The sequence below is a fragment of the Bacteroidota bacterium genome (assembly GCA_016722375.1).
Classification (GTDB): domain Bacteria; phylum Bacteroidota; class Bacteroidia; order Chitinophagales; family LD1; genus Bog-950.
In genome coordinates, this window is record JADKJG010000010.1 from 94,295 (window position 1) to 106,963 (window position 12,669).

Genomic DNA, 12,669 nt, shown 5'->3' on the forward strand with positions numbered 1-12,669 from the left:
CATGTTTGGAACACAATTACGGCTTAACTTAATGGCATCGCCCTACAGAGTGTCTCTGAAACGTCGGCTTTACTGCTTAAGTCGGGCAAGGAAACTCTGCTTATGTGTTGCAGACACGTAATAGCCTTATTACAATGGTACTGATGCTAATTGCATCGGTCTCGATGTCATATTACAATGGCAGTGATGCTAATTGCATCGGTATCGGTGTTATATTACAATGGCATTGATGTTGATTGCATTGACCTCGATGTCATATTACAATGGTACTGATGCTGATTGCATTGACCTCGATGTCATATTACAATGGCATTGATGCTGATTGCATTGACCTCGATGTCATATTACAATGGTACTGATGCTGATTGCATTGACCTCGATGTTATATTACAATGGTACTGATGCTAATTGCATTGACCTCAATGTCATATTACAATGGCATTGATGCTAATTGCATCGGTCTCGGTGTCTTATTACAATGGCTGTATTCAGTTCCTAACTTACCCCCGAACATTAGACTTTTTCCACAATTCACTAGGCCACTTCATAAAATCAGTTTTATTAAGATCCTCCCTCTGAATCTCCATGCGAGCGGGAGACAAATTCAATTACTTTCTGAAGCGGCCTGGCAAAGAGGAGGTCTAATACCATAAAAAAAGCGAGGCTACCAAAAAGGCAGCCTCGCTTTCGTATCAATTAAACCTTAGTTCTTACTTCTTCTTCTTTCCTGTAAAGCCCGGTCCGGTCTTTACTTGCTTCACCACTTCACCTACGCTTTCAAATTCGACACCATCTTCTGCTTTGTCCACAATGATTTTGAATTCTACACGACGGTTGCGTGCTCTGCCTTCCGGATCATCTTCTCCATTTGGCAGTTCATTTGGAACGGCAGGCATCTTCTCGCCAAACCATTTAGCTACAATTCTACCTTCTGCAATCTTCTTCTTTTTAATCAGGAAGGTCTTCACCTCGTTAGAACGACGCTGAGAAAGTTTTTCGTTGTATTCATCCGTTCCTTTATTGTCGGTATGCCCCTGAATCTCTACGGAATAGCCGGGATGTTCGTTCATGACGCGCACCACTGAATCAATTTGTCCTTTGTAGAAATCAATCACGTTTGATTTGTCGAAGGCAAAATACACGTTCGGAATCTTGATATGAATTTTGATAATCGGGTCTAGGAAGAAAGTTTGCTCGATGGTATCGCGCTCTTCCTCTTCTGCTACTGTCAGGTTATCAATAGATGGCCAGTAGCCTTCTAGGTTCCCGTTGACTTTGTAGGCCGTGTTTCTGTTCAGCGCAAAGTAGAAAGGAACATTGGTAGTCTTGGTGCTATTCACAAACTCAAAGTTGTTGCCCGTTGATTTATACATCGAAGCATCTACTCCTGAAACCGGTGTATTGGTAGCATCTCCTCTCTTAACATAAATAGCCTTCAAAGTAACATCAGGTTTTACGTTCACCGACCAGATGTCGTCGCAACAAGTAGTTCCTCTTGAAGAAGAAGTACCCACGCGGTTAGAAACCATGAATCCTTTATTTCCTTTTTCATCCAAAGCAAAGTAAAGATCATCGGCTTGCGAGTTGACAGGCACGCCCATGTTGGTAGCCACGCCCCATTTGCCGGGAGTTCCTGAAACCTTATAAATGTCCAAACCACCCATAGTAGGACGACCACTGGTAGCAAAATAAAGCACTTTGTTCTTCATGTCATAAGACGGAGTGATGTCATCACCTGCGGTGTTTACCTCATCTCCGGCATTGACCACTTCACCAAAAGTTCCGTCGCTGTTCATTTTTGCATAGAAAATATCCAATCCTCCTTTGGTTCCTTTTCTATCGGACACAAAATAAAGGATGTTGTTACTCTCAGCATCTACACCAAAAGCTGCCTGTGTAGAAGTTCCTTCCGGATTGTTCAAGGCCGTCAATTCTTCCGGCTCGTTCCAGTTCAGTGCATCTTTCTTTGTAGTTCTATAAAGTTTGCATCTGCCCCAATTAGAAAGCAGAGAGCTATCCTGACACATTGTATAGATCAAAGTCTTTTCGTCGCCAGACATAATGGCATTCAATACGTTCTTCTCATCTGCATTGGGAGGAGAAGGCAGTTTGGTCTTGTTAGAATAAGAAGCACCTGCCTTTTCAGCCATATAGATGGCGCTCTCATAGTTTGCCTTGTTGGCAAAAAGATCTACTGCTGTATCGGTTTGCTGAGAAGAGAATAGCACCCGGTTGTTTGCAAAAGGTTTAGGCGAATAATCCTGTAGGGGACTGTTTACTGCACCTTCTGTCCTTACCACCTTGATTTTGGTGGTGTTTTTCATCCATACCAAAGCAGAATCGCAACCTTCAATTTCTGCTTGAGCTAAAGCCTTCAGGTTATCGTCGCGCTTGTCAAGTTTTATCGCCATATAGGCATTAAAAGATTTCTTGGCATCTTCATAGCGCCCATTCATCTTCTGCATTTGTCCCAAATAGAAATTGTCGTTGACATAAGCCTCCGGGTCTTTCTCAATCACCAACTTGTAGTACTTTTCAGCAGCTTCGTAATCGCGCATGAAACGATTGGACTCGCCCAACAGATGCGGAACATCAATCTTGTTCGGCTTATCTTTATATACGTCTTCCAGATAGGAAGCGGCATTATAATAGCTTCCGTCCTTCAATAGCTTACGGGATATTTTCAGTTTCTTTCCTGCTTTTACCTTTGGATATTTTTGAACCGTTTTAGTTTCTTTGTCCTGCGCACCGAGAAAAAGTGTCAGGGGAATCAGAGCAGCTAATAAAAAATACTTCATAGTTTAGTCTTAAGTTTTCTGGGGTTTTAAAATTCTTTCCCTGGTGATTAAATTTTAGTAACGAGGATTGAAGAGATACATGTGCTCCTTCGGAACCTTGACAATTCCGATATAACTCAGGGTAACTTCGAATGCCTGCGCATAAGGACCTCCGATATTTTTAGAATCTGCTCTTTGCTTACCCAAAGCTGCATCATAAGCAAATCCGGCACGGAAGCCTCTGATTTCAAATCCTACCTTAGGTATCAAAGTATAGTTGCCTTTGTTCAAACGATTCCACAAGCCTAAGAATATAGTAGCGCGCTTAGCAGGGTCTCTCACTACGTGGATACCGCCGGTCAAACCGAAATTAGTTTCCTGTGCCTTTGCCTGATTTTGATAAAGTACTCCGGGGATGATGACTGCTTTATCCTTGATGTCAAATTCAAAGCCTCCGTGAATGGTATGGCGGAAAGGAGTTTTAAATTTGTCTATGCTGTTCAGCACATAGTCCTGAGCATAGCGCGTAGCGTTATTAAAGGAGTAGCCGGCATATACCCTTCCACTTTTCATGAAACTGTATTTGGCAAACAAGCCCACGTTGAACTGTCCTTTGATTTTGCCTTTGCCAAGAGATTCGGTTGATTGTCCATAATCCAGTGTATTAGGATCAAAGCCGTCAGCAAATTTCAACTTGCTGAAATCTACCTTGTTCATAATCACACCTCCCTGAAAGCCCACACCCAACTGGAATTTGCCTTCGGGACCAAAACCCATGTTGTAAGCAACAGAAGCTAGAATATGATTGATGTTAAAAGTCTTACCATTTTGCTGGTCATTGACAAACACCACACCTACTCCTAATGCACCATGCTTAATCTTCTCTCTCAAAAGGGAGAAATCAACACTGACAGAGGGCGTAGAAAAAGCCGGATTACTGGTAGTCATACCAGGCCATTGGTTGCGGTATATTCCTGTAATTCTGTAAAGCCCATTGAAGTTTCCGGTCATTGCCGGGTTCAATGTTAGCGGCGAAGAATAAAACTGGGAAAAGTGAATATCCTGTGACGATAAGGTCAGGCCTGTTGCCAACAAGAATAAGATGGCGTAGAATCTTACTTTCATGTGTTATGGATTGTTTTATTTAATCGGGTTCAAAGAAAATAATTTTTATCAAATGATTAGCGCAAAAGTGTGAACGAGCCGGAATCATGATGCTGAATGTTTATTCCAGAGTTGTTCTGGTCGGGTCCCAGCATCTTAATATAATAGATATAGGTGCCTACAGGCTGCTCCGCTCCTTTGAATGTTCCATCCCAATAGCCGTTGCCGTCATAGATTAATTGTCCCCAACGATTATAGATTTTCATAGACTCAATGGTATATACCTCTTCCAGATGCTTAGGAATAACCGGCCCGTAGGTATCGTTCATGCCATCTCCGTTAGGCGTAAAGGCATCAGGCATAGGCGGAACGCCCGGCGGAATGACGGTGAGCAACACCGTATCATAAGCTACGCATCCAAATTCCTCATCTAAAACCATCACGGTATAGGTAGTGGTGACAAGGGGTGCCTTTACATAAGGTGACTTTTCGGTGGAGTCTACCAGATAAGTAGAAGGGCTCCATGAATAGTTAAAGGTGCCGGTATAACTTGTAGCAGCCACATCCAACGTAGCATCGCGGCCAGAGAATACTGTTCCAGAAGCAGGGTCAGAAACCACAGCATCTACTACCAAACAACGGATACCAATTTCAATCGCATCGGTGCCTGTACAGTTGAATTGATCGGTTACGGTCAAGGAGTAGCTCCCTGTCTTGGAAACCGAAATGCTTGAAGCGGTGCTATCGTTTGACCACAGATAGGTGCCGTTAGCACCGGAAGCTAAGGTCACTGCCGTATCACAATGACAAAGATTTATGTCATCACCCAAATTTACTACCGGTGGATTGTTCGCAATAATCGTAATCGTATCTCGTGAAGTACATCCATCCTTGGAAGCCGCCACTGAATAATCACCCGGTGTCGAAATCACCAGAGAATCTGCTTGTGTATTTCCCGGAGTCCAAGTATAAGTAGCTCCCGATTCTATATTAACCCGGAGAACGGAACTGCCCTGCCCTACACATATTGCATTTGGCATTGCAGTAATCTCAGGACTCGGTGCAGGTAACGCCCTTACGCTTGCTGTATCCATTGCTTTAACTATACAGCCCCGATTATCCGTGGCGGTGTAAGTATAAACACCAGAAGTACTCACATTAATATTTTGAGTAGTGCCTCCATTATTCCATTTATATATGACAAAGCCGCTGCTACCGATTAGCTCAATAGAACTGCCCAAACAAAATGAAGTATCACCAGCCGGTGTGACCATTGCAGGACTCAGTATATATTTAGAAACAGTCACTGTGTCTGAATTATAAAAACATTTGCCGTCAAACACCCGCACCCAATAGCCCTTTACATTGGGTACCTGTGGCGCTGTACTAATGGAAGGTACCGTATCACCCGTGGACCATTGATAGGATGAATAAGGCGAACCACTAGGGGTTAGTTGCACCGTGTCATAGGGACAAATACTTGTATCGCGCCCCAGAGTTACTGGACCTCGTTCAATAATTTTAATCCTAATCGTATCATTCACCCTACAACCAATAGGGCTAAACGCTGTTAAGCGGTAAGTAGTAGAAGTAGTTGGCCAAACGAAAGGACTTTGAGCGGTATCTGATGAAATATTAGCACTTGGAATCCAGCGGAATGAAGCGCCTGTACCATTAAATATGATTTGAGAAGTATCACCGGGACAGGTAGAATCCGGAGAGACACCGATAGTGTAAGGGAAATCACCAATGCTTACTTTAATCGTATCACGCATCACACAGCCATTATTTAAAGTGGCCACAAAGGAATATTCGGTGGGCGTTCCTGGAAAAGCCTTTGGATTTAGAATCGTTGGATCTGACAAACCGGAGGATGGAGTCCAAAGAATAGAAGAAATCAAACTGTTAGCCGTGCTTTGCGGAGTGAACCGAAAAGCAATAGGCGAAGAGGTCGTCCATGAAGATGCATTATATCCTACAGGGCTATTTCCCACTGTACCGGTCGTGTTCTCCACACCCAGTGTATTCGTCATACCGGAAGATGTCTGAGAGAAGATGTGCATCTCAATCACATTCGTGCCTTCATATATCTGCATCTCGCCGCTCAAAGCCCCTATTCCGGTAACAAAGCGTACATTATTCCATCGAATCACCACCACGCGGTTTGGTGCCGAGCCGGTAGTAAAATAGTCAATCGTTCCGCCTAGATTGGTGTTCATATCACTCCAACATAAAGCAATCACATTATTCGGTGAAGCCGCTGCCGGCAAGGATTGCCCCAAACAACAACCTGCACCCTGACCAGAGGAGAAGGTGATAAAACCGTTGGTAGAAATATAATACTGCGTAACGGTGCTACAGAAAAAGCTGAACGAAAAAGGCAAAGTCTTCACCGGGCTGACCACATCATCACCCACCGGTCCGGCAGTAGTGCTACCAGGTGGAGTAATTGGCGAATATGGGATCGGTGTTACTATATAGCCGGGGATGCAGCTAGTCACCGGTGGATGAATAAACCTTGCTCTCAATTCTATAGAATCCGTGTTACAAACAACGGTATCCGGTCCCGCCGTCATCGCTAGGCTTGTATCTATAAAGAGTTGAATGGTCGTATCCCCTGAACACAATCCGTCGCTCACTTTCACATGATAGGTAACATTATAGTTCACCACTGCGGTAGGATTAGAAGTATCTGGCAGAATTGTTCCATCAGAACCCGTCCAAGTATAGCTCAACTGATTGATAGGCGAAACACACATTCCAAACCTAGTGTTTGGCCGATTTCTTCCAACAGTACCCTGCGCGTTGATATTGGTGCAGCCCGAACTGGTAGTAAGGGTTGCTGTTCCATAACGAACTGAGTTCAACTCCGTGCTTTGACTATAAAACACCGGATCGGCTGAGGTGCTGACACTGGTGTCATAACAAATCTCCACTAGCAGGTTTGAAAATCCATCCCAATTATATGGCGTATCAAAAGTGTGAATGTTCCAACCGGCAGTAGTACTATATGTCATCGGATTAAGCACCGTAACAAAAGACGCTGTAACGTAAGAGCCTGCAACGAGCGACTTCAACGGCGTGCAAGCCAATTTAATCGTAAAACTACCGAAAGGGCGAACACTATTTTTTGTGGCTACATTGAAACCAAGACTTGTAATAGCTCCTGCACCCATACCGAGCGACTGCAATTCATATCCTTGATACAAATACTGAAATCTGCCATCCGTCTGACCGGTGTAGGGGGTGGTGTTGGTGGACGTAGAAGTGGTAGCTGTTCCCAAATCTTTTGAAATCACTTTACTATTTGCCATACAAGGATTCTGCGGATCGCTCACCGCGCCACAGTTCACCAAACCTACTATCGGATTCAATACCACCGACGCTCCGGGGCATACATAATTATCTGATGGAAACACAATCAATTTTGGACCGATACCCTGAACCACTACCTGAAAACTATCCGTCACCATACACTGCGCCTGCGACACCATCGTAACACTATAGGTGGTCGTAGCCGTAGGGCGTACATCTGTGGTAGCCGAAGTTGGGTTAGTAATACCTCCCGATGCTGGCGACCACGAATAAGTGAAGGGTCCTCCGGTTGGGGGAACTCCTGCGGCTGTCAACGAAGTGCTGGCGTTCCAGACAAATAGTATCATCCGGCGAAGTGATACTGATGTCGAAAGGTGGAACCACAAAGACTACTACTGTATCGGTCTTCTTACATCCGCCAATTAGGTTTCCCGTTACCACATAACTGGTGGTAGCAGCCGGAGCTATAAATATAGAGGAACTATCACTGTTCGCATTAACGATACCCGTAGTCGGTGTCCACGAAAAATGGTTTCCGCCTATGGCTGATACTTCTACCGGATCGCCGGTTGTACAATAAAATTTATCAGGTCCGGCATAGGTTTCATCCAACACTGAAATGGTATAAGTAATCAACTGCAAACCAGGAATGGGGCAGGCATTATCCAACACTTGAATCGTAAAATAACGGAAACCGGTATCGTTAGGCATAGGCAACCAAGTGAAGGTAATATTCACCGTGTCGGGGCTGCCGGCAGTAACATAGGTAACCGTTGCACCCGGAATGGCGGCTGCTACGTTTGAACTTACCGTCAACGGCTGACCATCGGGGTCCTTGGCACCAATAGTGAAACTCACCTCGTTTCCCGGACAAAGCCCGATTGAATTACAATCAAACACTACTGCACCGGTCGTGTTGCCGTTATTCAAACAACTATTAATCTGTGGTGCATTATTATTACAGTTGATCACAATAATCTCAATATCGCGCATCGTACTTCCTATCAACACTCCGTTGCGATATTCTTGCACCAATACATCCACCACATAAACACCTTGTGCAGTGGGCGTGAAAGACATCTGTCCGGTCTGGGTATTAAATCCAAAACCCGAGGCGGTGGGTAATGGGCTGTTCACATTATACCCGCCCTGATAGCTCAGGTTAGCACCATTATCATTTTGAGGGGTAATTAAAGAGTAAACCAATGAATCACCATCCGTATCTACCGAACCGTGCGAATAATTCACCGGTTGGTTCACACAGAAATAAGGCACAGGTAAGGAAGTGAATATCGGCGCACTATTACACACCACATTACTTGTATTCAGGGTAGCTGCTACGCCGAAATAGAGGCTGGGTGGATTGTTATCAAATAAATTAGTAGAAGTATTGCGACAACAATCGCCGTATCGAAAGGTATAGGTATTGCAATTCGCCTGAACAGTCACCGTGCCTACATACGTATAGCGCTGCACCCCGGATAAGAGCCGCCTCGGCAGGTAGATAGATAGGTTGGGCAAAGTTGAGACACCTCCTGTCCGCTTTGATTTTGATCCAATGTCAACGTAACCGAAGAATTGCCACAAGAAGAAAGGACATCTACCGGTATTGTATTTGTTACTGCCACACCGCTGCAATCGCGATAAAGCGTCACGACAATCTGATATTGATTTCCACCCAAGCACCGATAGGAAATATCCGAACCCATGATATGGGTGGCCATCAGTGGAGCGGTAAGAAAACAACAAGCAACAAGTGCTAATAACCCTTTAAATAGAGTGGAAAGTCCTTTCATAAGAATGAGGATGGATACAGAAAATTCGATGGCTAAAATAGATATTTTGAAGAAAGTGGTTAATTATTGATAAAGAATCCTTCCAGTAAAATTTAATCCTCCTAATAAATCTAGGCAAGCGATTAAATGAAACAAAACGCCAACGACCCTGACCGGTTAGTTTGCTGTTGATATAAAACTCCTTCAGTTTCCTCAGCTCTATCTGTGGCCTATTTTGTTTAACTATCTACTTTATCTATAGGGGAAAGAAAATGTTCAGAGAAAAACAGATTCCGGACAATGCCACATGCAACTACTTCTTCAAAGAAATCAACCCAAAGATCACCACCTTTCTAGATGGGAGATATTTAATGAGGCATTGGGTGTTGCCTTAAAAGTCACAATAAAACAGTAATTAATAGCCATGTATCACCAATTTTGATCGGCTTAGAATATCAATTTGCCAAATCCGTTTGTTACGACCTGTAAGTAATGAAAGACCTAGTCAGAAACAATGTTTGGAGACATTTAGGAGCACAGACTCTAAAAAGGCCTCGTTTTTCGGCCAATAAACACCTTCTGATATTAAGATAATCCCCATTTTGAGCAAACAGGCACCTATCTCAAGCTAACAGGTACCGAATAGCTACGAACAGGGACCGATCTTTAGCTAACAGGTACCGAATAGCAGTTAACAGGCATCCGTCTTTAGCTAACAGGGACCGAGTAGCAACTAACAGGGACCTGTCTCTTGCTAACAGGGACCGAATAGCTACGAACAGGGACCTATCTCTTGCTAACAGGTACCGAATAGCTACGAACAGGGACCTGTCTCTTACTAACAGGTACCGAATAGCGGCTAACAGGGACCTGTCTCTTACTAACAGGTACCGAATAGCTGGAGATGGGTACCGAATAGAAATAAGTCGGTCAAAAACGGAAAAGGAAGAGGACAATTTGGCAGAGATTGGGGTAAAATGGAAAAAGCAGAGGAAGCAAACACAAAGACGGTAACAAGCAAACCTGTCCGCCCTGTAAGTTTTGCCTACCTCAATTAAACAACTCTTTCTTATTTATCAGAAACCAATTTTAAAATTCCCATCAGTCCATATATAGTTGAATTATCTGACGATTGAAAGTCAACTGAGAGATGAATTGGATATGGTCCAAGAAGAGGTCGGTGGAGTTTAATTCATACAAACCTTGCTCATGTCATTGGGCATCGCGTACATCAGTTTGATTAGCTCAACGGATTTGCTATAATCTTCCCAACGCTGATAAAGTATTTCGGTTTGTTCAATTAACTGGTTGTAGCGATCTATCACCTGGTTGCAGGTTTCTATAAATTCTTCTTGTTTATCGGCCATATTGCCGATGCTGTCAAAAAATGCCTGTTCATCCTGATCATACTGATCTGAATCGAGTGAACAGGTTTCACTTTTTTGTGCAAATCTGTCACGGAACTCTTTGTACTCGTCAAACAGTTCAGAAAATAATTCATCTTTTGTATTCAACGGGGTGAAGACCAAATACATTTTTTCACTTTCATCTGCCAGTTGCTGCATTTCCTCATTGAAACGGTGCATAACACTAAAAAAGTTGCGAGCGTCGGCCGCAATCATTTCAATAGATGGACGGTTCACAACCACACGGTTTATAGTTTGTGCGGCATTTTTTTCGAGGATGGCGAGTTGCACATGCAAGCGGGTGTATTGCGACAGCGACCGGTCAATATGTTCGCTGTGTTGTTCATATTTATTTTGAACTGATTCGTATTCGCCATACAAATCCTTCACAAAATTGTGCAGGGCGGTGTAGCGCTCCAGCATTTCTTCTTCAAAAGGGTGAAAAGGTTTTAGCTCGTTATAGCTAAGATCTATGGTGCGTAGCGGAAGTTCTATTTTCTTGTTCATCATAATGAGGTATGTTAGATACTAACAAGATATAGAGCCAAGGATACTTTGTCAAGCTAATCTGCGCACAATTTGTACGAATCATTGCGGGGCTTGGGGAATACAAGTGGCAAGAGTAGAACGGGAAGGAGAGATTGACTGATTTACAGATTGACCAACAGTCCAGATGGCTGCTTTTAATACATCTGTCTATCCTTCAATTATTAAAGCCTATTCCAGCAGTGCTTCTCTGCTCTTGGGTTTGCGATCTATCTGCCATTTAAAATCTTTCAATTGCATTTGCTCTTTGGTGAGCATCTTCATCGGTGTGAAAACGGCTTCCGGTTTTTTGATGAATACAATCTTCTTGATCTTTTTGTTTTCAAAGTGAAGACTGATGGTGTTGGACTGTGCCTTGTTCGCTCCGATGAATTTATCCTTTTCGTCTTTTCCGAAATAAAGGCTTTCGCTGTTCCCTTCCACATCTAAACGTCGCATTTCATTGTCTTCAAAATAGCCGAAGATGTTGGTTCCTTTTATCTGGTCGTAATATTTTTTCCCGGTAGGAGAAATAATAAACCCCGACCGATAGATGCTGAAGTGATCGGCCTTTCGATTTTTCGTGTAGAAGTAAATGGTGTCTCCGCTCATCTGGGTTTGGTCGCTCCATATCACCGGCTGTTGATACATGCGGAAGATGGAATCTTCAAAAGAATAGAAGAGCGAATCGCAAACACCCTGCATATCTTTCATAAACAGTTGCACATTTCGGTAGGCAAAAAAATTGCGCACGGTATCAGTTTCAGATTTTGTCATGGACTTGAGGGTATCGCCGGTAAGCAACAAAGAATCCTTTTCCATTTTATAAATCATCAAAGGTTTTTGAGTGGCCATGATGTATTGTCGCCGATCCGAATATTCTCCATAGTGCCCGAGAATCTCCACTCCCATCGAGGAATCAATCCATTGAAAGGGGCCAATCACCTTACTAAAACCGATGGCCCGTTCGTAGAAAATACTATCCGCATTCAATTGTTGGGGTGGGTTATAAACCGTGGTGTTCTTTCCAAAAGCAGAAATATTGTGCTCGCTGTCGTACCAGCCGCTGGAGCATACAATCCGGCTTTCGGCATTGATGATTTCTGTGTGGCCGAGAAAGGTAGATACTTTGGTGCCGGTGTGATATTTCAGCGTGTCGGAGTATAAGGTATAATCAGGATCTTTGATGACTACATCTCCTTTGAAAAACACTTCGTTAGTATTGGAATAATAATACCCACGCTTGCTGGTGATGACCGTTGAGTCTTTGAGCACCCGGCCGCTGTCTACATAATAGCTGAGGCGGTTCTTTACATCATAAAACAGTTGGTTAGTAAATAGTTTCATGTTTCCGTCGCTTAGTTGGGCATTACCCTGAAGCGAAGAAAACTTTCGGTTGCCATCGTGATGTAAAGTATTGGAGAAAGCATTTACGGTATCTTGTTGAATATGGATATGCCCCCAAGCATCTACGGAGTTGGTTTCTTTGTCGAGATGAGCGCTGTCGCACCACATCAGGATTTCATCCTGCTTGAGCCTTACATTACCTACCAGCTTAGTAATCTTCTTTCCTCCACTTTCCTGAAAGCGCAACTCATCGGCGTTCAGTATTTCTACTTCCTTTTTTTCATCGCTCTTTTGAGAAAACGAAAATACAGGCAACAAGAATCCTGCCAAAAGAAGCAGGTAAGCATAAACCGGTTTTTGATTTTGGATAATTATACGGAGCAAAGGAATTGATGCAATCACAAAAACAAAGTTCGGAAA

The 12,669-nt window shown here is 43.5% G+C and carries 7 protein-coding genes; all 7 read right to left on the reverse strand.

Translation table 11 applies throughout. The features are described from left to right. Window positions 1-710 precede the first annotated feature (710 nt). The 7 genes from IPP77_14265 to IPP77_14295 all read right to left on the reverse strand — a co-directional run bounded on the left by IPP77_14265 (window position 711) and on the right by IPP77_14295 (window position 12,651). Window positions 711-2,798, reverse strand: a complete 2,088-nt coding sequence (locus IPP77_14265) for an OmpA family protein (protein MBL0310786.1) — start codon at window positions 2,796-2,798, stop codon at window positions 711-713. Window positions 2,799-2,852: 54 nt separating this feature from the next. Next, window positions 2,853-3,902, reverse strand: a complete 1,050-nt coding sequence (locus IPP77_14270; GenBank protein ID MBL0310787.1) for a PorP/SprF family type IX secretion system membrane protein — start codon at window positions 3,900-3,902, stop codon at window positions 2,853-2,855. A 56-nt stretch (window positions 3,903-3,958) separates the two neighbouring features. Then, window positions 3,959-7,543: a gliding motility-associated C-terminal domain-containing protein gene (locus IPP77_14275; protein MBL0310788.1), complete on the reverse strand. Its 3,585-nt coding sequence runs from the start codon at window positions 7,541-7,543 to the stop codon at window positions 3,959-3,961. Beyond that, window positions 7,434-8,672, reverse strand: coding sequence for a hypothetical protein (locus IPP77_14280; GenBank protein ID MBL0310789.1), 1,239 nt, complete (start codon window positions 8,670-8,672; stop codon window positions 7,434-7,436). The genes IPP77_14275 and IPP77_14280 overlap by 110 nt, the downstream gene beginning before the upstream one ends. Continuing rightward, window positions 8,651-8,992, reverse strand: a complete 342-nt coding sequence (locus tag IPP77_14285; GenBank protein ID MBL0310790.1) for a hypothetical protein — start codon at window positions 8,990-8,992, stop codon at window positions 8,651-8,653. Before IPP77_14285 ends, IPP77_14280 begins: the two co-directional genes overlap by 22 nt. A gap of 1,166 nt (window positions 8,993-10,158) precedes the next feature. Beyond that, window positions 10,159-10,887 carry a hypothetical protein gene (locus IPP77_14290; GenBank protein MBL0310791.1) on the reverse strand — a complete coding sequence of 243 codons (729 nt, stop codon included), beginning with the start codon at window positions 10,885-10,887 and terminating at the stop codon, window positions 10,159-10,161. A 207-nt stretch (window positions 10,888-11,094) separates the two neighbouring features. Further along, on the reverse strand, window positions 11,095-12,651 hold the full coding sequence (locus tag IPP77_14295) for a hypothetical protein (GenBank protein ID MBL0310792.1): 1,557 nt from the start codon (window positions 12,649-12,651) through the stop codon (window positions 11,095-11,097). Window positions 12,652-12,669 lie beyond the last annotated feature (18 nt).

What these genes read in the sequence shown, in the direction of transcription:
- IPP77_14275 (MBL0310788.1), bottom strand. Translation starts at nt 7,543, where the DNA reads ATGATACTATTTGTCTGGAACGCCAGCACTTCGTTGACAGCCGCAGGA.
- IPP77_14265 (MBL0310786.1), bottom strand. Translation starts at nt 2,798, where the DNA reads ATGAAGTATTTTTTATTAGCTGCTCTGATTCCCCTGACACTTTTTCTC.
- IPP77_14285 (MBL0310790.1), bottom strand. Translation starts at nt 8,992, where the DNA reads ATGAAAGGACTTTCCACTCTATTTAAAGGGTTATTAGCACTTGTTGCT.
- IPP77_14290 (MBL0310791.1), bottom strand. Translation starts at nt 10,887, where the DNA reads ATGATGAACAAGAAAATAGAACTTCCGCTACGCACCATAGATCTTAGC.
- IPP77_14270 (MBL0310787.1), bottom strand. Translation starts at nt 3,902, where the DNA reads ATGAAAGTAAGATTCTACGCCATCTTATTCTTGTTGGCAACAGGCCTG.